The sequence below is a fragment of the Lysobacter sp. N42 genome (genome assembly GCF_004344885.1).
Map to the genome: position 1 here is coordinate 47,419 of NZ_SKFB01000006.1, position 20,801 is coordinate 68,219.

15 protein-coding genes are annotated in these 20,801 nt (G+C 71.5%); 11 read left to right on the forward strand and 4 right to left on the reverse strand.

The window, feature by feature from the left end; all coding sequences use genetic code 11:
- Window positions 1-25 precede the first annotated feature (25 nt).
- Together EYQ95_RS12450 and EYQ95_RS12455 are read left to right on the forward strand one after the other, a co-directional pair.
- A complete protein-coding gene (locus tag EYQ95_RS12450) occupies window positions 26-487 on the forward strand; it encodes a glycine zipper 2TM domain-containing protein (protein ID WP_132327538.1) in 462 nt (153 codons plus the stop codon).
- A gap of 161 nt (window positions 488-648) precedes the next feature.
- Window positions 649-1,761, forward strand: a complete 1,113-nt coding sequence (locus EYQ95_RS12455; RefSeq protein ID WP_243699910.1) for a M35 family metallo-endopeptidase — start codon at window positions 649-651, stop codon at window positions 1,759-1,761.
- 67 nt (window positions 1,762-1,828) lie between these two features.
- On the opposite strand, the gene EYQ95_RS12460 is transcribed toward EYQ95_RS12455, so the two are convergent.
- Complete coding sequence (locus tag EYQ95_RS12460) at window positions 1,829-2,035, reverse strand: cold-shock protein (protein WP_132327539.1); 207 nt, start codon at window positions 2,033-2,035, stop codon at window positions 1,829-1,831.
- A gap of 216 nt (window positions 2,036-2,251) precedes the next feature.
- Here EYQ95_RS12460 and EYQ95_RS12465 point away from each other — a divergent pair, with 216 nt between their 5' ends.
- From EYQ95_RS12465 to EYQ95_RS12480, 4 genes are all read left to right on the forward strand, one after another.
- Window positions 2,252-2,758, forward strand: a complete 507-nt coding sequence (locus EYQ95_RS12465; protein ID WP_132327540.1) for a DUF456 domain-containing protein — start codon at window positions 2,252-2,254, stop codon at window positions 2,756-2,758.
- 82 nt (window positions 2,759-2,840) lie between these two features.
- Window positions 2,841-4,106, forward strand: coding sequence for a phosphatidylserine/phosphatidylglycerophosphate/cardiolipin synthase family protein (locus EYQ95_RS12470; protein WP_132327541.1), 1,266 nt, complete (start codon window positions 2,841-2,843; stop codon window positions 4,104-4,106).
- A 7-nt stretch (window positions 4,107-4,113) separates the two neighbouring features.
- Entirely contained in the window at window positions 4,114-5,433 is a 1,320-nt protein-coding gene (locus tag EYQ95_RS12475) for a mechanosensitive ion channel family protein (RefSeq protein ID WP_132327542.1), read from the forward strand.
- 59 nt (window positions 5,434-5,492) lie between these two features.
- Complete coding sequence (locus EYQ95_RS12480) at window positions 5,493-6,449, forward strand: patatin-like phospholipase family protein (RefSeq protein ID WP_132327543.1); 957 nt, start codon at window positions 5,493-5,495, stop codon at window positions 6,447-6,449.
- Window positions 6,450-6,564: 115 nt separating this feature from the next.
- Here the strand turns inward: EYQ95_RS12480 and EYQ95_RS12485 are convergent, their stop codons facing one another.
- Entirely contained in the window at window positions 6,565-8,154 is a 1,590-nt protein-coding gene (locus EYQ95_RS12485; RefSeq protein WP_132327544.1) for a fumarate hydratase, read from the reverse strand.
- A gap of 117 nt (window positions 8,155-8,271) precedes the next feature.
- On the reverse strand, window positions 8,272-11,553 hold the full coding sequence (locus EYQ95_RS12490; protein WP_132327545.1) for an EAL domain-containing protein: 3,282 nt from the start codon (window positions 11,551-11,553) through the stop codon (window positions 8,272-8,274).
- 170 nt (window positions 11,554-11,723) lie between these two features.
- Between EYQ95_RS12490 and EYQ95_RS12495 the strand changes: the two genes are divergently transcribed.
- The 3 genes from EYQ95_RS12495 (at window position 11,724) to EYQ95_RS12505 (ending at window position 17,384) form a co-directional block, all read left to right on the forward strand.
- Window positions 11,724-13,580: an ABC transporter ATP-binding protein gene (locus EYQ95_RS12495; RefSeq protein WP_132327546.1), complete on the forward strand. Its 1,857-nt coding sequence runs from the start codon at window positions 11,724-11,726 to the stop codon at window positions 13,578-13,580.
- Window positions 13,581-13,665: 85 nt separating this feature from the next.
- The gene (locus EYQ95_RS12500) at window positions 13,666-14,841 is read left to right on the forward strand and encodes a PQQ-dependent sugar dehydrogenase (protein WP_132327547.1); all 1,176 of its coding nucleotides are present in this window, start codon (window positions 13,666-13,668) and stop codon (window positions 14,839-14,841) included.
- Window positions 14,842-15,038: 197 nt separating this feature from the next.
- Window positions 15,039-17,384 (forward strand): Tex family protein, encoded by a 2,346-nt coding sequence (locus tag EYQ95_RS12505; protein WP_132327548.1) that lies wholly within the window; start codon window positions 15,039-15,041, stop codon window positions 17,382-17,384.
- A 145-nt stretch (window positions 17,385-17,529) separates the two neighbouring features.
- On the opposite strand, the gene EYQ95_RS12510 is transcribed toward EYQ95_RS12505, so the two are convergent.
- The gene (locus EYQ95_RS12510; RefSeq protein WP_132327549.1) at window positions 17,530-18,078 is read right to left on the reverse strand and encodes a DUF488 family protein; all 549 of its coding nucleotides are present in this window, start codon (window positions 18,076-18,078) and stop codon (window positions 17,530-17,532) included.
- Window positions 18,079-18,157: 79 nt separating this feature from the next.
- Here EYQ95_RS12510 and EYQ95_RS12515 point away from each other — a divergent pair, with 79 nt between their 5' ends.
- The gene (locus EYQ95_RS12515; protein ID WP_132327550.1) at window positions 18,158-19,846 is read left to right on the forward strand and encodes an AarF/ABC1/UbiB kinase family protein; all 1,689 of its coding nucleotides are present in this window, start codon (window positions 18,158-18,160) and stop codon (window positions 19,844-19,846) included.
- Window positions 19,847-19,977: 131 nt separating this feature from the next.
- Window positions 19,978-20,742, forward strand: coding sequence for a murein L,D-transpeptidase catalytic domain family protein (locus EYQ95_RS12520; protein WP_132327551.1), 765 nt, complete (start codon window positions 19,978-19,980; stop codon window positions 20,740-20,742).
- Window positions 20,743-20,801 lie beyond the last annotated feature (59 nt).

Genomic DNA, 20,801 nt, shown 5'->3' on the forward strand with positions numbered 1-20,801 from the left:
TCCGCCCAACGAAACGGGAGCGCGCATGAACACGCAGATCAAACTCATCGCCGTCGCGACGGCGTCCCTGCTGGCCCTGGCCGGCTGCGCCACCACGTCGCCCGGATACGCCGGCTCGCCGCCCCCGGCGGGCTCGGGCAGCGCCTGCTACGACTGCGGCACGGTGACCCGAATCGAGACAGTGCGCGGAACGGCAGGCTCGGGCGTCACCGGCGCCGTGATCGGGGGGCTGGTCGGCGCCGCGGCCGGTCGCGAGCTCACCGATGACGAGAGCCGCGGCCGCCAGAACACCGCGACGGTTGCGGGCGCCGCGGCCGGCGCTGCAGCGGGCGCGGCCATCCAGCGCAACATGGGTGGCGGCACCCGCTACACCCTCCACGTGCGCATGAACGACGGGCGCACCACCGTGGTGACGCAGAACGACCTCGGCGGCATCCGCGAAGGCTCCTACGTGCGGGTCTACAACGGCCGCGCCTGGGTACGCTGACCACTCCGCTCCGGCACTCGCGAACGGCCCGGCTTCCCGGGCCGTTCGCATTTGGCCGGTCGTGTCGCGGTTTTCCGTTTGCTGCAGCGCGGCGTGCCCTCACCTGTCCGGCGGATTAACGTCGGGCCTCCGTGGCTTCCCCCCACCCACCGAGGCGCCCGATGAAGAACCCCGTAGCCCTGCTCGCCGCGACCGCAGTCCTGGCAGGCGGCGTAGCCGCCGTCGTCAACACGCCCGCCACCGCCGCGGCCTCCGCGGCCCGCGTGAACCCCCTGCGGGTTTCCATGGTCGCCGCCGCCGGCACGTCCGGCTTCCTCGGCGTGGTGGAGGTGCAGGTCACCAATACCAGCGACCGCATCGTCCGCGTGCCGGCGTGGCAGCTGCCCGGGAGCTTCCTGCAGGCCAAGCTGTTCGAGGTCACGCGGGATGGCCAGCCGGTGGCCTACGAAGGGCCGATGATCAAGCGCGGCCTCCCCGGCGCGCGCGAGTTCGCGATCCTGCAGCCGGGGCAGACGGTCCGTGCCACGGTCGACCTGTCCGCCTTCTACGACATGTCCCGCTCGGGCGAATACACCGTGGCGTATTCGGCCCCGCTGCAGCATGCCTCGCTGTCCACGGGCGAAATGCTCAAGACCGCCTCGGGCCTGCCCATGCGCGCGCAGAGTGCGCCGCTGAAGCTGTGGGTCGACGGCACCGACCAGCTCGGCGCGCAGAAGCTGCAGGCCCAGCGCAAGCCGAGCACGGGCGCGACGGTGGTCAACGGCATCTCGTACAAGGGCTGCTCGACCACGCAGATCAACACGCTGGGCAGCGCGGTCAGCGCCGCCCGCAACTACTCCGAGAACAGCAAGGGCTATCTCGCGGCCGGCACCGTGGGCGCGCGCTACACGACGTGGTTCGGCGCCTATACCTCGACCCGCTACGCCACCGCGCGCCAGCACTTCGTCGACATCGACGCCGCGCTGGACCAGAGCGGCGGCCAGGTGACGATCAACTGCGGCTGCAACCAGAGCTACTACGCCTACGTCTACCCCACCCGCCCCTACGAGATCTTCGTCTGCCGCGCGTTCTGGAACGCCCCGCTCACGGGCACCGATTCCAAGGCCGGCACGCTGGTGCACGAGATGAGCCACTTCAACGTCGTGGCCGGCACGGACGACCATGCATACGGGCAGAGCGCGGCGAAGTCACTCGCCGCCAGCGACCCGACCCGCGCACTCGACAACGCCGACAACCACGAGTACTTCGCCGAGAACACCCCGGCGCAGAACTGATACCGCGCACCATGAGCCCAAGAAAAAGCCCGGCATCGCCGGGCTTTTTCCTTGCTGCGGATTCGCGTCAGACGGCCTGCACGGCGTCGGCCTGCAGGCCCTTCTGGCCCTGGACGACGGTGAAGCTGACCTTCTGCCCTTCCTTCAGGCTCTTGAAGCCCTGCATCTGGATGGCACGGAAGTGGACGAACACGTCCTCGCCGTTCTCGCGGCTGATGAAGCCGAAGCCCTTGGCATCGTTGAACCACTTGACCGTACCGGTCTCACGACTCATGACTGACTTGCTCCCTGAAACGTTACTGTTGGGGACGCGCGTTCGCGCGTGCTGCTTGCAAGGAGGAAGCGGGTGCAACGATGGAGCGAGCCGGCCATGCGGCCGGTCGACATCGGGCCACGATTCTCGGTGACCCTGGCAAGGGCAGCGTCCGAACGGTAACGCGCGCTGAACGAGAATTCAACGAGACTTGCCAACCTTCCGGAACCTCGTCCCGTGACTGATCCCGACACCCTCTGGTACCTCCTCTCCGCGCTGCTCGTACTGGTCGGCATCGCCGGCACGGTGCTTCCCGCCCTGCCCGGGGTCCCGCTGGTATTCGCCGGCATGCTGCTCGCGGCATGGGCGGGCGATTTCCAGCAGGTGGGCTGGCCCGTGCTCGTGGTGCTCGGGCTGCTGACGCTGCTCTCCTTCGGGATCGACTTCCTCGCCACCGCCATGGGCGCCAAGCGCGTCGGCGCGAGCCGGCTGGCGCTGCTGGGCGCGGTGATCGGCACCTTCGCGGGCCTCCTGATGGGCCTGCTGGGCGTGTTCATCGGCCCCTTCGTCGGGGCGCTGCTGGGCGAGCTGGCCCATCGGCGCGCGCTCGGGCGGGAGGACATGGGCCACGCCACCCGGGTCGGCATGGGGACCTGGATGGGGATCGTGCTCGGAACGGTGCTCAAGCTCGGCCTCGTGTTCGCCATGCTCGGGCTGTTCGCGCTGTCGTGGTGGCTGGACTGACAGCCGCTTCACGCCCGCTTGCGCGGGCGGCCGCCACAGTCGCTTCCCAATGACCCCCCGCCTTCGATGGAGCCGACGCCGGATGTACTGGACCATCGCCATCACGGCGCTGGCGACGCTGCTGCTCGTCGTCCTCTCGATGAACTTCGCCACGCCGGAGAAGAAGCTCGAGCGCCGCATCACGCACGCCTACGCGACCGAAGACCCGCAGTTCCATCGCGAGATGAGCGTGATGCTCGGGCCGGCGATCGTGCCGGGCAACCACGTCACGCCGCTCAACAACGGCGACGAAATCTTCCCGGCGATGCTGCAGGCGATCCGGGGGGCAAGGGAAACCATCACCTTCGAGACCTACATCTACTGGTCGGGCGAGATCGGCCGGCAGTTCGCCGAGGCGCTGGCCGAGCGCGCCCGCGCGGGCGTCAAGGTGAGCACGACGGTCGACTGGGCGGGCAGCATCAAGATGGACGCCTCGCTGCTCCAGCTCATGCAGGACGCGGGCGTGGAGGTGCAGCGCTACCGCCCGCTGCACTGGTACAACCTCGGTCGCATGAACAACCGCACCCACCGCAAGCTGCTGGTGGTGGACGGCCGGATCGGCTTCACGGGCGGCGTGGGCATCGCCGACCAGTGGAGCGGCCACGCGCAGGACCCCGCCCACTGGCGCGACATGCACTTCCGCATCGAGGGGCCGGTGGTGGCGCAGCTGCAGGCCGCCTTCAACGACAACTGGATCAAGACGACCGGCGCGGTGCTCAACGGAGCCCGCTACTTCCCGCCACTGGAGAAGGCCGGCGACATGAACGCGCACCTGTTCATCGCCTCGCCCGCCGGCGGAAGCGAGAGCATGCACCTGATGTACCTGATGTCCATCGCCGCGGCCACGCGCACGATCGACCTTGCCGCGTCCTACTTCGTGCCGGACGAGCTCATCGTCAAGGCGCTCGTCGCCGCAATGAAACGCGGCGTGCGCGTGCGCATCATGCTGCCGGGCAAGCACATCGATTCGGAGACCGTGCGCATCGCGTCCAAGCGCGAATGGGGACCCCTGCTGCAGGCCGGCGCGCAGATCCACATCTACCAGCCGACCATGCTGCACGTGAAGCTGCTGGTGGTCGACGATTACATGGTCTCGGTGGGCTCGACCAACTTCGACATCCGCTCCTTCCGGCTCAACGACGAGGCGAGCCTGAACGTCTACCATCGTGGTTTCGCGCAGCAGATGACGGCCGTGTTCGAGAACGACCTGCGCTCGGCCAGGCCCTACACCTACGCGATGTGGAAGGAGCGGCCGTGGGTGGAGCGGCTGTCGGAAACGTTCCTGCTGCCGATCAAGTCCCAGCTCTGAGGTATCCGTGCCACGAAGCGTCCTGGCCAGCCTGCTGGCCGCCCTTCTCGTCCTCACGTCCTTCGTCGCGGCTGCCCAGGCGCCCGCCGCGGCGGCGCCCGTCAAGGCCGCGGTCCAGCCCGCGGATACGCTCCCGGGCCCCGACGACGCGCGCATCGCCCTGCAGGTGGCCCGTCGCTTCCAGGCCGACCCGGACCTGCGCGAGGTCACCGCGACTTCGACCCGCGGCGTGATCCGCCTCGACGGCCCGGTCGCCACCGCCGCCGCGCGCGCGCATGCCGCGCAGGTGGCGAGCCAGATCCCCGGAGTGGCCGGCGTCGACAACCGCATCGCGGTGGACGCGGGCCTGGCCGAGCGCCTGCAGGTGGCGCTGCGGCAGGTCTACGGAAAGCTCATCGGCCTCGTCGCCAAGGGTCCGCTGCTCGTGGTCGCCGGGCTGATCGTGCTGGTCGCCTGGTGGATCGGGCGCTTCTTCAGCCGGCGCATCCACCTCTCGCGCTTCAGCGCCAAGAACCCGTACATCGATTCGCTGGTGGCCCGCTTCGTGCGCTGGGGGTTCCTGCTCGTCGGGCTGCTCATCGCACTGGACCTGCTGGAGGCGACCGCGGTGGTGGGCGCCCTGCTGGGCTCGGCCGGCGTGGTCGGCATCGCGGTGGGCTTCGCCTTCCGCGACATCGCGGAGAACTACGTCGCCGGCATCCTGCTGGGCCTGCGTCGCTGGTTCTCCCCGGGCGACCACATCCTGGTGGACAGGTACGAAGGCAAGGTGGTCGCGCTCACCGCGCGCTCGACGCTGCTCATGACCTTCGACGGCAACCAGGTGTCGCTGCCGAACGCGCTCGTGTTCAAGTCCGTGGTCACCAACTTCTCGCAGAACGCCAACCGGCGCTTCGAGTTCACCGTGGTGATCGACGTCAACGAGTCGGCGCGGGAGTCCCAGGCGCTGGCGCTGGAGGCCATTGCCCGGGTGGACGGCGTGCTGGCCGACCCCGCGCCCTCCTCGGTCGTCGACGGTTACATGGGTGGCGGCGTGCAGCTGAAGTTCTTCGGCTGGGTCAACCAGCGCGCGAGCGACCTCGGCAAGACGCGCAGCGAGGCGATCCGAGCGGTGAAATCGGCCTTCGAGAAGGCGGCCATCGATGGCCCCCGCCCGGTGCAGTACGTGCTCACCGCGGCCATGCCGGAGACGGTAGCCGAGCACATCGGGCTCGCGCCACGGCGCCCCGCGCCGGAGCCGTCGGCCTGTGCCGACACATCCGTCAACCGCGACATCGATGCCCAGCTCAATGCCGAGCGGCGGGCACATGACGACGAAAGCCTGATCTGACGTCGCGACCGGCGCGACCGGCAGGTTGGACAATCGAGGGCCATCAGGGATGGACGGCCATGCACATCCGACGCATCCTTTCGCTCGACGGCGGCGGCATCCGCGGGCTGGTGACCTGCCGATGGCTGGCGGGGGTGGACGCTGCGCTGGCTGCAGCCGGCAAGCCTGCGATCCCGGGAAGCTTCGATCTCCTGGCGGGCAGCTCGAGCGGCGGCCTGATCGCCTGCGGCCTCGCGCTGGGCCGCGCGCCGGAAGACCTGGCGCAGCTGTACCGCATGCGACGCCACGAGATCTTCCCGGGCATGGCAAGGCGCCTGTGGTCGCGCGCCGCGCGGTTCCTCCGCGAAGGCCCGTCCGCGCCGCGCTATGACGGACGCGGGCTGGAGGCCGTCCTGGCCGACACCTTCGGCGACGCGCGGCTGGGCGACCTGCGCGTGCCCACGCTGGTCACCGCATACGACACGCTCAGTCGCAAGCCCGTCGTCTTCAAGAGCTTCAAGCCCGAGCACGCCGAACTGCGCGTGCGCGAGGTGTGCCGCGCCACCAGCGCCGCGCCCACGTACGTCCCGGCCCATCCCATGCGGGTGGAGGGTATCGAGCGCGCGCTCATCGACGGCGGCGTCGTCGCGAACAATCCCACCGCCTGTGCGATCGCCGAGGCCCTGCGCAAGGACGACCGCGTGCACTGCCCGCAGGATCTGCTGGTGCTGTCGGTAGGCAGCGGCGAGCGCATCCGCCCGATCGACCTGCGCTCGGCGCGCGAATGGGGCGCGCTGGAATGGGCGGTGCCCATCATCGACGTGCTCTTCGACGGCAATGCCGAGGCGGTGGACTACATCGCGCGGCACGTGGTCGGCAACGGCTATTTCCGCCTGCAGGCGCCGCTCACCGTCGGCCTGGACGACCTGGACGACGTGAGCGACACGAACCTCGCCGGCCTCGAAGGCCTGGCCGAGGCCTACCTGCGGCAGCCCGACACCCGGGCGATGCTGTCGGAGCTCGCCCGGCGCGCTTAGCCCGGGCAAGGCCGCGCCCGCCGGTCGCTTTGCGGCAAGGCCCCGCCGCGCCGGCCCGTTCGCAGCACGAGGACCGCCTGCGCGACGATGCCCGGCGGACCGGGCATCGGAGGGATCAGGCCGGCTCGACCACCACGGGAATCTTGCCGATGCGGGCCTGCCACTCGCGCGGGCCCGTCGCGTGCACCGAGGTGCCCTGCGAGTCGACGGCGACGGTCACCGGCATGTCCTGCACGGTGAACTCGTAGATCGCTTCCATGCCCAGGTCCTCGAAGGCCACCACGCGCGCGGCCCGGATCGCCTTCGAGACGAGGTAAGCCGCGCCACCGACCGCCATCAGGTAGGCCGACCGGTGCCGGCGGATCGCCTCGATGGCCGCCGGGCCACGCTCGGCCTTGCCGACCATGCCCAGCAGGCCGGTCTGCGCGAGCACCTGCTCGGTGAACTTGTCCATCCGCGTGGCCGTGGTCGGGCCGGCCGGGCCGACGACCTCGTCGCGCACCGGGTCCACCGGGCCGACGTAGTAGATGAAGCGGCCCGCGAGGTCGACGGGCAAGGGCTCGCCGCGGTCGAGCATGTCGACGATCCGCTTGTGCGCGGCGTCGCGGCCGGTGAGGAGCCTGCCGTTGAGCAGCAGCACCTCGCCAGGCGTCCAGCTCGCGACGTCCTCGCGCGTGAGGGTGTCGAGGTCTACCCGGCGGCCGGCACTCGCGTCGTAAGTGAGCTTCGGCCAGTCCTCCAGCGACGGCGGCTCGAGCATCGCCGGGCCGGAGCCGTCCAGCGTGAAGTGCGCATGCCGGGTGGCCGCGCAGTTCGGGATGATGGCAACCGGCAGGTTGGCCGCGTGCGTCGGATAGTCCTTGATCTTGACGTCGAGCACCGTGGTCAGCCCGCCCAGTCCCTGCGCGCCGATGCCGAGCGCGTTGACCTTCTCGTACAGCTCCAGGCGCAGTTCCTCGATGCGGTTCGTCGGGCCGCGCGCGATGAGGTCCTGGATGTCGACCGGCTCCATGAGGACTTCCTTGGCCAGCTGCATCGCCTTCTCGGCGGTGCCGCCGATGCCGATGCCGAGCATGCCCGGGGGGCACCAGCCGGCGCCCATGGTCGGCACGGTCTTCAGCACCCAGTCGACGATGGAATCGGACGGGTTGAGCATGGCGAACTTCGACTTCGCTTCCGAGCCGCCGCCCTTGGCGGCCACGGTCACGTGCACGGTGTTGCCCGGCACGAGCTTCACGTGGATCACGGCAGGCGTGTTGTCGCGCGTATTCCGGCGCACGCCGGCGGGATCGGCCAGCACGCTGGCGCGCAGTACGTTGTCCGGGTGCGAATAGGCGCGGCGCACGCCCTCGTTGACCATGTCCTCCACGCCCATCGTGGCGCCGTCCCAGCGCACGTCCATGCCGACGTCCAGGAAGACGGTGACGATGCCGGTGTCCTGGCAGATCGGCCGGCGGCCTTCGGCGCACATGCGCGAGTTGATCAGGATCTGCGCCATCGCATCGCGCGCGGCGGGCGATTGCTCGCGCTCGTAGGCCGCGGTGAGCGCCTTGATGTAGTCGACCGGGTGGTAGTAGCTGATGTACTGCAGCGCGTCGGCGACGGACTGGATCAGGTCGTCCTGGCGGATGACGACGGGCGCGGACGGCGCGAAGGAAACGGCTTGGGCGGACACGGCGGTGGGCGGCGGCGGAAAGTCGCCCATTTTACCGCCCTGGGAAGGCCCGCCCGGCCCTCCGGTCCGCCGCGCGGCAACCCGCCCGCGCCGGCTTGGCCCTGCGCGGGGCCCGAACGCGCTTCCGGGCGGCGCGGCCCGGTGCCCTCAGGCGCGCCGGGCGAGCGAGGTCGGCTGCGAGGGGTCGAGCATGCTCGGCAGCAGGTCGGAGGCGGCGGGCGGGAAGAACAGAGCGCCCTGCATACCGTCGCAACCCCAGGCGAGCAGCAGGTCGCGATGCGCCTCGCTCTCCACGCCCTTGGCGATCACCGGGCAGCCCAGGGCCGCGCCACTGCGGCAGACGGCTTCGGCGATGCGGCGGGCGCGCTCGTCCTCGCCCAGCGCGCCGACCACGCCAAGGTCGAGCTTGAGGGCGTCGAAGCCGAAGTCGATGAGCTGGGCGACGCTGGCCTGCGCGCTGGCCACGTCGTCCACGGCGACCCTGACCCCCATCGCACGCAGGTCCGCCACCAGGCTGCGCCCGGCCTGCCCCAGCGGGAACAGTTGCTCGCCCCGGAACTCGACCTCCAGCCATTGCGGGTCCAGCGTGGCCTCGCCCAGGGCCGCGTCGATCTGCCCGAGCAGGCGCGCGGCGTCGAAGCGCGCGAGCGAGACGTTGATCGACACGGGGCAGTGCGGAAGGCCGGCCTGCTGCCAGGCGGCGTTCTGCAGGCAGGCCTTGCGCATCACCCATTCGTCGATCTGCAGGATCAGCCCGGTCTCCTCCGCGGCCGACAGGAAGCTCTCCGGGCGCAGGACGGTGCCGTCCATGCGCCGCCAGCGCAGCAGGGCCTCCACCGCGCGGAAGCGCCCGTCGCGCGCGTCGACGACCGGCTGGTAGTCCAGCACGAAGTCTTCCGCCATCAAGGCCAGGCGCAGGTCATGCTCCATGCGCATGCGGGCGTCGGCATGCTCGCCCATCTGGTAGGTGAAGTAGCTGTAGCGGCCGCGGCCGGATTCCTTGACGTGGTAGAGCGCGGTATCGGCCTGCTTCATCAGCGTGCGCGCATCGCGGCCGTCCTGCGGGAACAGCGAGATGCCGACACTGGCGCCCACGCGCAGCTCGTGGCCGTCGACGAGGATGGGCTGCTCGATGCTGCGGATCAGCTTCTCGGCCACGCGCGCGGCGTCGCGCGGGTCGGCCAGGCGCACCAGCAGCAGGACGAATTCGTCGCCGCCCTGGCGGCTCACCGTGTCGTCGGCGCGCACGCATTCGCGCAGGCGGCGGGCGACTTCCTGCAGCACCTTGTCGCCCACCGGGTGGCCGAGCGTGTCGTTGATGGGCTTGAACTTGTCGAGGTCCATGTACAGGACCGCGCCCTTGCCGCCCTGCCCCACGGTGGCCAGCGCCTGCGTGAGGCGGTCCTGGAACAGCACCCGGTTGGGCAGGCCGGTGAGGTGGTCGTGCTGCGCCATGTGCGAGAGCGCCTGCGCGTGCTCGCGGACATGCGTGACGTCGTGGAACATCAGCACCGCGCCCACGGCGCGCCGGTCGCGGTCGTACAGGGGCGAGGCCGATTCCTCGATGGGGCGCTGCGTGCCGTCCCGCCGCACGAGCTCGCGCTCGCCTTCCAGCCGCATCGGCCGGCCCGTGCGCAGCACCTCGCGCAGCACCGACGGCTGCGGCATGCCGCGCGCGGGCTCGACGAGGCTGACCACCTCCTCGAGCCGGCGGCCGACCGCTTCGTCGCGCGCCCATCCGGTGAGCTCGGCCGCTGCCGGGTTGAACGCGGTGATGGTTCCCGCCAGGTCGCAGACCACGAGGGCGTCGCTGATCGAGTCCAGCGTCGCCTGCGCCTGCTCGCGCGCGGCGCGCGCGGCCTCCTCCAGCGCGTGCTGGGCCGACAGGTCCCGCAGGGAGACGACCGAGCGACCCCCGTGTTCACCGGGCATCGAGCCCAGGCGCAGCTCGACCGGGAAGATGCTGCCGTCGCGGCGCCGCGCGCGCATGCCGCCGTGCGCCGGCACGGCGCCGTGCGGCGCCTCGGCCAGCCAGGCCGTCAGCGGGGTGCCCACGAGCTCGCCCGCCTGCACGCCCAGTAGGTCGAGCGCGTGCTGGTTGTGGAAAAGGATGAGCCCGTTCTCCTCCAGCACCAGCGTGGGCTCGGGGGCGGCGGCCAGGAGCGAGCGCATGTCGCGCTCGTGCTGACCGCGCCAGGTCACGTCCTCGGCCAGCAGGTGCACGCCGGCGATCGCGCCGTCGAGGCCGAACCAGGGCTCCAGGCGCACATCGAGCACGCGCCCCCGCGCTTCGGCCTGCAGGCGCTGCGAGGCACCGGCCAGGGCCCGCTGCAGGCTGGTTCGCATGGCGGCGGTGGCGTCGGGGCCCAGCACGTCCGCGAGCGGCAGCCCGACAAGCGCCTCGGCAGAGCGCGCGGTCCAGGTCTGGTAGGCCTGGTTGCTCGCGCGGTGGCGCAGGTCGCGGTCCAGCGTGGCGACCAGGCCCGGGCTCTTCTCCGCGAGCGTCAGCAGGTGGCTGCTGGTGGCACGCAGGCGCGCGCGCAGGCGGTCCCGCTGCAGGACCACGAGGCTGACGACGAAGGCGACGGCGAGGCCCGACGCCAGCAGCGCCATCACGGCGGGCGTCGACCATCCTCCGAAGGCCTCGCGCAGCGCGTCGGGCCGCAGGTGCGCGACCGCGGCCACGAACAGGACCAGAAGGCCTGCGACCGTCCCGGACACCCGCGGCCCGCCACCCGTCGCGTACGCCACGACGGCCACGGCGGCGAGGGGCACCAGATGGGGCGCCCACAGCCACAGCGCGACCGCGACCAGGCCGAGCGCCGCGGCCAGGGCCGCCCCGCGCCGACCCGGGACCTTTTCGAAGGAGTCGTCGTCGCGTCGGCCCGTCAAGGCGAGCGCGGGCGCGAACGCCCCCACCGCACCCGCGGCGATGCCCGACCAGCCTGACGTCGCGGGCGCGCCAGCCTCGGCGAGCGAGACCGCGAGCGCGAGCAGCGGGGAGCCTGCCCCCAGGCCCACGAGCGCGGCGGCCACTGCACGCGGCTCCTCCGCGTCCCCCGGCGCGAGGTGGTCCGGCAGCAGACGCGTGCCGCCGACCAGCAGCAGCAGGCCGGCCGCGATCCCCGCGGCGGGCAGTGGGCTCATGCCTGCGGCGACCAGCCCCGCGACGAAGAAGCCGGCAGGCAGCAGCCAGCGCAGGTCGGCTCCGCCGGGAAGGCGTCGCACTGTCCACAGTCCCGCCCACGCGCCCGCCACGGCACCCAGCAGGACCTGCGCGAGGACGCCATCCAGGCGCGCCACCCCCAACGCGGACACGAACGAAACCGCACCGAAGGCAAGGGGCGCCTTCAGCAGGCGGGCGATCGCGGCGGCTCGCCGGGAAGGCGAATCGGCGCCGGCGGCCGGTGAGGTCGAGCTTCGTGCCATGGAACTCCGTGCGAGCCACGGTTGGGGGATCCCGGGGCCGCGTCGGCCGCCGGACGCGCAGCTGAGGCATTGTGCGGACGCCGGGCGGCAAGAATCTGTGCAGCCCGCTCCATCTCCGCCCCGCCCGCCGCTTCACCGCGTGCCGGCAGCGCCGCGGCCCAGAATGCCGCATGCCGCCGACAGCCGCCCCACGCGCCCAGCCCAGCCTGCGCGAGCGCTTCGATGCGCTGCGAAACCTCCCGCCCTTCCTGAGGCAGATCTGGGCCGCGAGCCCGGCGCTGACGATGGCCAGCCTCGGCCTGCGCCTCGTGCGCGCACTGCTGCCGGTGGCCACGCTGTATGTCGGCAAGCTCATCATCGACGAGGCCGTGCGACTGATCGGGCTGGCGCCGGGCGCCGACCTGCCCTCGCTCTGGCGCAGCGGCCAGCTGGACGACCTGGCCTTCCTGATCGCACTCGAGTTCGGTCTCGCGGTGTTCTCGGACCTGCTCGGGCGCGCCGTCAGCTACGCGGACTCGCTGCTCTCGGAGCTGTTCACGAACGCCACCAGCGTCCGCCTGATGGAGCATGCCGCCACGCTCGACCTCGAGGACTTCGAGGACCCGGACCTGCAGGACCGGCTCGACCGCGCGCGGCGCCAGACCATGGGCCGCATGAACCTCATGGGCCAGCTCTTCGGCCAGGTGCAGGACGCCATCACCGTGGTGACCTTCGCCATCGGGCTGCTGGTCTACGCACCCTGGCTGATCCTGCTGCTGGCGGTGGCGCTGGTGCCCGCCTTCATCGGCGAATCGCACTTCAACGCGCTGGGCTACTCGCTCAACTTCCAGTGGACGCCCGAGCGCCGCCAGCTCGAGTACGTGCGGCAGATGGGCGCGAGCGTCGAGACGGCCAAGGAAGTGAAGATCTTCGGCCTGCACCGCTTCCTGATCGCGCGATTTCGCGACCTGGCCCAACGCTTCTACGCCGCCAACCGCGCGCTGGCGCGGCGTCGCGCGGTCTGGGGCACGGTGCTCGCGGCGCTCGGCACGCTGGGCTACTACGTGGCCTATGCGTACATCGTCTGGCGTACGCTGCGGGGCGATTTCAGCATCGGCGACCTCACCTTCCTCGCAGGCAGCTTCCGGCGGCTGCGGCAGCTGCTCGAAGGGCTGCTGGTGGGCTTTTCCCAGATCGCGGGGCAGGCGCTGTACCTCGACGACCTGTTCTCCTTCTTCGAGATCGAGCCCGAGATCCGCTCGCCGGCGAACCCCGTTGCCGTGCCGCGGCCGATCCGCCGCGGCTTCGTGTTCGAGAACGTCGGCTTCCGGTATCCCGGCGCCGAACGCTGGGCGCTGCGCGGCGTGTCCTTCGAACTGCGCGCGGGCGAGGTGCTCGCCCTCGTCGGCGAGAACGGCGCCGGCAAGACCACGCTGGTCAAGCTGCTCGCCCGCCTGTACGACCCCGACGAGGGCCGCATCCTGCTCGACGGGCGCGACCTGCGCGACTACGACCTCGACGACCTGCGCGGCAACATCGGGGTCGTGTTCCAGGACTTCGTGCGCTACCACCTCACGGCGGGCGAGAACATCGGCGTCGGGAGGGTCGAGGCCATGCACGACGGCGCGCGGATCCGCGAAGCCGCGCGGCGTGCGCTGGCCGACGAGGTCATCGAGGCGCTGCCGCTCAAGTACGAACAGATGATCGGCCGCCGCTTCCGCGACGGCGTCGACCTTTCCGGCGGACAGTGGCAGAAGATCGCGATCGCGCGCGCCTACATGCGCGATGCGCAGGTGGTGATCCTCGACGAGCCCACCGCGGCGCTCGATGCGCGCGCCGAGTTCGAGGTCTTCCAGCGCTTCAGGGACCTCAGCGAGGCGCGCACCACCGTGCTGATCTCCCACCGGTTCAGCAGCGTGCGCATGGCCGACCGCATCCTCGTGCTGGCCGAGGGCCGGCTGGAGGCCGCGGGCACGCATGACGAACTCATGCGGCAGCGGGGTCGGTACGCCGAGCTCTTCGAGCTGCAGGCCGCCGGGTACCGCTGACGGTCGACCGCCGGGGCGTGGCGTGCGCCGTCGCGGGGCCGCGTTGGACTACGATGCCGGGCCGCCGCCCTGCGAGGAGATTTCCATGCATCGCACGCACACCCGTCTGGCCGCCCTGGCGGTCGTGTTCGCGCTGTCGGCCTGCGATCGCCCCGCAGCCGCGCCGGGCGCGGCCGGCCCGGCCGGCCCCACCGCGGCCGAAAACGTGGCCACGAAGGCCGGCGCCATGGGCGTGACCACCCTCGCACGCGGCCTCGAGCATCCCTGGGCGGTGGCACCGCTCCCCGAGGGCGGCTTCCTGGTCACCGAGCGTGCCGGCCGGCTGCGCCGCGTCGGCGCCGACGGCTCGATCTCCGCACCGCTGGCCGGCGTCCCCGCGGTCTTCGCCGAAGGCCAGGGTGGGCTGCTCGACGTCGTGCTCGACCCGGCCTTCGCGAGCAACCGCCGCATCTGGCTGAGTTATGCCGAGCCCGGCCCGGACGGCACCGCGGGCACGGCAGTCGGCTACGGCACGCTGGGTGCCGACCGCATCGACGGCTTCCGCCGCATCTACCAGCAGCAGCCCAAGCTCGAGGGGCCCAACCATTTCGGTTCGCGCATCGCGTTCGACGCGGCCGGCCACGTCTTCATCAGTCAGGGCGAACGCAACGACCGGCCCACCGCGCAGAAGCTCGACATGCTGCAAGGCAAGCTGGTGCGCCTGAACCTCGACGGCAGCGTGCCGGCCGACAACCCCTTCGTCGGGCGGCAGGGCGCGCGCCCGGAAATCTGGAGCTACGGGCACCGCAACAGCCAGTCGCTGGCGGTGGACCCGCGTACCGGAAAGCTCTGGGAGGCCGAGCACGGCCCGCGCGGCGGGGACGAGATCAACCTGCCGCAGCCCGGCCGGAACTACGGCTGGCCCGTCGTCACGCACGGCATCAACTACAGCGGGCTGAAGATCCCGGAAGCCGTCGGCGAGGCCGCGCCGGGCATGGAGGCGCCGCACCATGTCTGGGAGAAGTCGCCCGCCCTGTCGGGCATGGCGTTCTACATCGGCCGGCCGCAGTCGAAGTGGAACGATTCGCTGTTCCTGGGCGCGCTGTCGGGGCGGGCACTGATCCGGCTGTCGCTGGACGGCGACCGCATCACCGGCGAGGAACGGCTGCTGGAGGATCGCGGCGAACGCATCCGCGACGTGCGGGTCGGGGCGGACGGAAACCTGTACGTGGTGACCGACGAGCCCGAAGGCGCGCTGCTGCGCATCGAACCGCCGCGCTGAGCCGGCCCGCGACCCCGCGCGTACAGCCCGCGTGATCCCGCCAAGCGGAGCGCACCGGCCGCGGCCGCCGGATACCCCGGCGCGCATCGCCGGTGCCGGCTCCGGCCCATACCCAGGCGAGGCCCGCCGGCCCTGTCAACGGTGACGCCCCGCACCGGCGCGGCCACAATCGCCGGCCCGAACCCGTTCGAGCCGCCATGCAGGACCGCAGCACCGCGCAGCACATCGCCCGCCGCATCGCCGAGGAAATCCGCGCCACGCCCGCACAGGTCGCCGCCGCCGTCGGCCTGCTGGACGAAGGCGCCACCGTCCCGTTCATCGCGCGCTACCGCAAGGAAGTCACGGGAGGGCTCGACGACACGCAGCTGCGCGAGCTGGAGACGCGCCTGGGCTACCTGCGCGAGCTCGAGGACCGCCGCGCGCAGGTGATCGCCAGCATCGAGGAGCAGGGCAAGCTCACCGACGAGCTGCGCGCCGACATCCTGGCCGCCGACAGCAAGGCGCGGCTGGAAGATCTCTACCTGCCCTACAGGCCCAAGCGCCGCACGCGTGCGCAGATCGCGCGCGAAGCGGGGCTGGAACCGCTGGCCGATGCGCTGCTGGCCGACCCGATGCTGTCGCCCGAGGCCACCGCCTCCGGATACGTCGACGGCGAGCGGGGGATCGCCGACGCCAAGGCCGCGCTCGACGGTGCCCGCGCGATCCTGATGGAGCGCTGGGGCGAGGACGCCGCGCTGGTCGGCGAGCTGCGCGACTGGCTGTCGCAGGTCGGCGTCATCCGCTCGAAGGTCATCGAGGGCAAGGAGAACGACGGCGCGAAATACCGCGACTACTTCGACCACGCCGAGCCGATCGCGAAGATCCCCTCGCACCGCATGCTCGCCCTGCTGCGCGGCCGCCGCGAGGAGTTCCTGCAGCTCGACCTCGACCCCGGCACCGACGCGGAGGCCGGGCACCTGCTCGCCACCGGCCGCGTCGCGCGGCATGCCGGAATCCGCAACGACGGCCGTCCTGCCGACGCCTGGCTGATGGACTGCGCACGCCTGACCTGGAAGGCCAAGCTCCACCTGCACCTGATGCTCGACCTCATCGCGCAGGCCCGCGAGCGTGCCGAGGCCGAGGCCATCAACGTCTTCGGCGACAACCTCAAGGACCTGCTGCTGTCCGCCCCGGCCGGCCCGCGCGCCGTGCTCGGCCTCGACCCCGGCCTGCGCACCGGCGTGAAGGTCGCCGTCGTCGACCGCACCGGCAAGCTGGTGGCCACCGACACGATCTATCCCCACGAGCCGCGCCGCCAGTGGGACGCCTCGCTCGCCACGCTGCGGCGCCTGTGCACGCAGCACGGCGTCGAGCTGATCGCGATCGGCAACGGCACGGCATCGCGCGAGACCGACAGGCTCGCGGCCGACCTGATCCGGCTCGCACCCGAACTCAGGCTCACCAAGATCGTGGTCAGCGAGGCCGGCGCGTCCGTGTATTCGGCTTCCGAGCTGGCCGCCCGCGAGTTCCCCGACCTCGACGTCTCGCTGCGCGGCGCCGTCTCCATCGCGCGCCGCCTGCAGGACCCGCTGGCCGAGCTGGTCAAGATCGAGCCCAAGGCCATCGGAGTGGGCCAGTACCAGCACGACGTCGACCAGTACAAGCTGGCGCGAGCGCTGGATGCGAAGGTGGAAGACTGCGTGAACGCCGTGGGGGTGCATGTCAACACGGCCTCGGCCGCCCTGCTCGCCCGCGTTTCCGGGCTGAGCGCGACGGTCGCCGAGAACATCGTGCGCCACCGCGACGCCAACGGCGCCTTCCGTTCGCGCAGGGAACTGCTCAAGGTACCGCGCCTGGGCGACAAGACCTTCGAACAGTGCGCCGGCTTCCTGCGCATCGACGACGGCGACCAGCCGCTGGACGCCAGCGCCGTGCATCCCGAGGCCTACCCGGTGGTCGAGCGCATCGTCTCCGCGACCGGCCGGCCCATCCGCGCGCTGATCGGCGACGCGTCGTTCCTGCGCGGCCTCCGGCCCGAGCAGTTCGTCGACGAACGTTTCGGCGTACCCACGGTGCGCGACATCCTCCGCGAACTGGAGAAGCCGGGCCGCGACCCGCGCCCGGAGTTCAAGGCCGCGCGCTTCGCCGACGGCGTCGAGGACATCAAGGACCTGCGCGCGGGCATGGTGCTCGAGGGCGTGGTGACCAACGTGGCCGCGTTCGGTGCCTTCGTCGACATCGGCGTGCACCAGGACGGCCTGGTGCACATCTCCGCACTCTCGAGCACCTACGTGAAGGACCCGCGCGACGTGGTCAAGGTGGGCGACATCGTCAAGGTCCGTGTCATGGAGGTCGACGTCGCGCGCAAGCGCATCGGCCTGTCCTGCCGCCTGGACGACGCCGCGCCGCGTGCGCCACGCGGCGATCGCGATGCGGCTCCGCCGCGAGGCGACCGTGCGTCGCGTGGTGCCCGCGACGGCGGCCCGCGCAACGCAGCCAGGCCACAGCCGGCGCCTGCGAACAACGCGTTGGCCGACGCGTTCGCCCGCGCGAAACGCGGCTGAAGCACCGCGGCCCAGGCAGGCGCACCGCCAGGGCCGCGGCCCTCGCCACCCGTTGCGCGGGCAAGCGCAGCGCACGCGGGATCCGCCTGCCGTCGAACCGAGTGCGCTTGGCCTGCGGGGCCCACGCGCCCATGTGGCGACGCGCCTACAGCAGCGGCGGCTGGACGGCCGGCTCGGAGTAGTCCAGCCGCCCGTCCACGATCCGCGCCGCCCCGGTATAGGGATGCTCGCTCACGCGTCCGCCCGCCTGCAGGTGCAGCACCGTCCACCCGCTGGCCTTGAAATCGTCGGAGATCAGGCTCCGGTGGCATTGCCACCACACCGCCTCCGCACACATCACCGCCGTGCGTTCGCTCAGCGCGAGCGCGGCCAGGCGCTCGCGGGCCTGGCGATAGGCCGGCGTTTCCATGTAGTCGGCGTAGCCGCGGAAGGCCGGGTGGCGCCAGGCGGTATTGCGGGTGTCCGGGCGGGGCCGACGGCGCCCGCCCAGGTCGCGCATCAGCACGTAGCGGATGCCGGCCTCCGCCAGCGCGCCCTCCATCACGTCGCCATTGAATTGCGGATGCCGGCGCGAGCCCGCCAGCAGCCGCACGTCCGCCACCGCCCCGATGCCGGCGCCCTGCAGGATCGCGACGAAGTCCTCCCACGCGTGCGTGGAATGGCCGATGGTCCAGAGCGTGCCCGTCGCCTGCATGGCGGCATGCTGCCCCGGCTGCGATGAAGCGGCGTTGACGGCGCCGGCCCTAGGCTGCGCGGACCCACGGAGACCTCCCATGTCCGAGCAGACCACCGGCCTTGCCCGCACGGCGCAGATCCTGCGCTTCCTGATCAAGTACAGGAGCGCCGGCGTCTTCAGCGGGCTCGACCAGGACGCGATGCTGCAGGAGGTGGAAGCGGAGACCGAGCAGCGCATCGACCCGGGCAAGCCGGAGGAATTCGTGCGCGACCTCGAGGCGCTGGGGCCGACGTTCATCAAGCTCGGCCAGGCGCTTTCGACGCGTCCGGACATGGTCCCCGCCGATTACCTGGCCGCACTGGAACGCATGCAGGACAACGTCGCCCCGCTGCCCATCGAGACGGTGCGGCAGGTCGTCGAAGAAGAGCTGGGCGTGCGCACCAACAAGGTCTTCGAGTCCTTCGACGAGGCGCCGCTGGGAAGTGCCTCGCTGGCGCAGGTCCACCGCGCCGTGCTGCGCGACGGCCGCGAAGTGGCGGTGAAGGTGCAGCGCCCGGATGCCATCGCCAGCGTCCGCACCGACCTCGACGCGCTCAAGTCGATCGCCGCCATGATCGAGCGCGGCACCGACATCGGCCGCCGACTCAAGTTCGGCGACTGGGTGTCCGAGTTCGGCCGCACCCTGCTCGCCGAGCTCGACTACCGCCTCGAGGCGGAAAACCTGCAGCGCTTCGGCGAGCGGCTGGAAGGCTACGGGCGCCTGGTGGTGCCGACGCCCGTATGGAGCCTGTCGGGCCGGCGCGTGCTCACGATGGACCTGATCCGTGGCCGCAAGGTCACCGACATCACCGGCCTGGAACGCACGGAGAAGCCGCTGGGCGAACTCGCCGCCGACCTGCTGCGCGCCTATCTCGACCAGGCCTTCGTGCACGGCGAGATCCATGCCGACCCCCACCCCGGCAACCTGCTGCTCACGGGCGACGGGCGTCTTGCGATCTTCGACCTGGGCATGATCGCGCACGTCCCGCCCAAGCGGCGCGACCGGCTGCTGAAGCTGCTGTTCGCGGCGGTGGACGGCCGCGGCGAGGACGTGGCCAACGAAGGCATCTCGATCAGCACGCGCCTGGAAGACTTCGACGAGGAGCGCTACATGCGCGAGGTCGGCCAGCTGGTCGCCTCGTATGCCGCGCGCTCGGGCGGGCGCACCGTCTCCGAGGGGCGGCTGGTGCTGGAGCTCACGCGCGTGGGCACCGCCTGCGGGCTGCGCACACCACCCGAACTGAGCCTGCTGGGCAAGACGCTGCTCAACCTCGAATCCATCTGCGACGCGCTGGACCCGGAGATGGACGCCAAGGAGGTCGTGCGCGAGCACCTCAACCAGGTGATGACGCAGAGGCTGCGGCGCTCGCTCTCGCCCGCGGGCCTGGCCGGCGAGCTGATCGAGGTCGAGGGCCTCATCCGCGAGGCGCCCCGCAAGCTCAACAACCTGCTGACGCTGCTGGCCGACAACCGCCTGCAGGTGCGCATCGAGGGGCTGGACGACTCGCGGCTCATGGAGAACATGCAGAAGATCGCCAACCGCATCACCGTGGGCCTGATCATCGCCGCGCTGCTGGTGTCCTCGGCGCTCATGATGCGCACGAACGTGGGGGCCACGCTGTTCGGCTACCCGGCGATCGCCATCGTGCTGTTCCTGGTGGCCGCGATGCTGGGCCTGTTCGTCGTCTTCAGCGTCCTGTTCAGGGACCGGCGCGCCAAGCCCAAGGAAGAAACCGGTCCCCGCTGAACCGGCGGTCGAAGCCTGAACATGTGATCGACGGCCGCTTGCACGCGGCGTGCACACCCCTAGAGTAGGCGCACGGCTTCACGGGGCGACGACCTCGATGAAGCCCCCGCAACGACCCGGGGGTCCCTTGCATGCGTCTTTCCGTTCTCGCGGCCGCGACCGCCGCCTGCCTGCTTCCCGCCATCACCATCGCAGAGCCGAACGTGCCCGCGCGGCCGGCGAATACCAACCCGCTTCCCGCGGCACCCGGCGCCGCGGTGGCACCCGCACTCACTCGCGCCGAGCGGCTCGCCGCCCTCGCCCCGGGGGCGGAAGCCTCGGTCATCGACCTGGCCCTCAAGGCGCGCGACTGCGCCATCGCCAGCGGTGACGCCACCGGCGCCGGCCAGCGGCTGGCCGTCATCGACTATTCCAAGCCCTCGACCGCCAAGCGCATGTGGGTCTTCGACCTCGAGCGCGACCGCCTTCTCTATGCCGAGCACGTAGCGCACGGCCAGGGCAGCGGCGAGAACTACGCGCGCGCCTTCTCCAACCGCGAGGGAAGCCACCAGACCTCGCTCGGCCTGTTCCGCACCGCCGAGACCTACCACGGCGGCAACGGCTATTCGCTGCGCATGGACGGCCTCGACCCGGGCTTCAACGACGCGGCGCGCCAGCGCGCCATCGTGATGCACGGCGCTCCCTACGTGGACCCGGCCGGCGCGCAGGCGCGTGGCCGCCTCGGCCGCAGCCACGGCTGCCCGGCGGTGCGGTCCCAGGTGGCGCGCGAGATCATCGACACGCTCAAGGGCGGCCAGTTCGTCTTCTCGTACTACCCGGATCCGGCCTTCCTGCGCAGCTCGCGCATGCTGGCCTGCAACGGCGGCGGCACCGGCCTGCGGACCGCCGCGCGCTGACGGGTGCCGGGGACGCGCCATGCACCCCCCGTGCACGGCGGCTTGAGGCGGGCGGCCCG

Excerpts from the sequence above, each read along its gene's own strand:
- EYQ95_RS12455 (WP_243699910.1), top strand. The coding sequence starts at position 649 with ATGAAGAACCCCGTAGCCCTGCTCGCCGCGACCGCAGTCCTGGCAGGC.
- EYQ95_RS12505 (WP_132327548.1), top strand. The coding sequence starts at position 15,039 with ATGCAGGACCGCAGCACCGCGCAGCACATCGCCCGCCGCATCGCCGAG.
- EYQ95_RS12485 (WP_132327544.1), bottom strand. The coding sequence starts at position 8,154 with ATGGGCGACTTTCCGCCGCCGCCCACCGCCGTGTCCGCCCAAGCCGTT.
- EYQ95_RS12480 (WP_132327543.1), top strand. The coding sequence starts at position 5,493 with ATGCACATCCGACGCATCCTTTCGCTCGACGGCGGCGGCATCCGCGGG.
- EYQ95_RS12470 (WP_132327541.1), top strand. The coding sequence starts at position 2,841 with ATGTACTGGACCATCGCCATCACGGCGCTGGCGACGCTGCTGCTCGTC.
- EYQ95_RS12490 (WP_132327545.1), bottom strand. The coding sequence starts at position 11,553 with ATGGCACGAAGCTCGACCTCACCGGCCGCCGGCGCCGATTCGCCTTCC.
- EYQ95_RS12520 (WP_132327551.1), top strand. The coding sequence starts at position 19,978 with ATGCGTCTTTCCGTTCTCGCGGCCGCGACCGCCGCCTGCCTGCTTCCC.
- EYQ95_RS12515 (WP_132327550.1), top strand. The coding sequence starts at position 18,158 with ATGTCCGAGCAGACCACCGGCCTTGCCCGCACGGCGCAGATCCTGCGC.
- EYQ95_RS12495 (WP_132327546.1), top strand. The coding sequence starts at position 11,724 with ATGCCGCCGACAGCCGCCCCACGCGCCCAGCCCAGCCTGCGCGAGCGC.
- EYQ95_RS12510 (WP_132327549.1), bottom strand. The coding sequence starts at position 18,078 with ATGCAGGCGACGGGCACGCTCTGGACCATCGGCCATTCCACGCACGCG.
- EYQ95_RS12450 (WP_132327538.1), top strand. The coding sequence starts at position 26 with ATGAACACGCAGATCAAACTCATCGCCGTCGCGACGGCGTCCCTGCTG.
- EYQ95_RS12500 (WP_132327547.1), top strand. The coding sequence starts at position 13,666 with ATGCATCGCACGCACACCCGTCTGGCCGCCCTGGCGGTCGTGTTCGCG.
- EYQ95_RS12460 (WP_132327539.1), bottom strand. The coding sequence starts at position 2,035 with ATGAGTCGTGAGACCGGTACGGTCAAGTGGTTCAACGATGCCAAGGGC.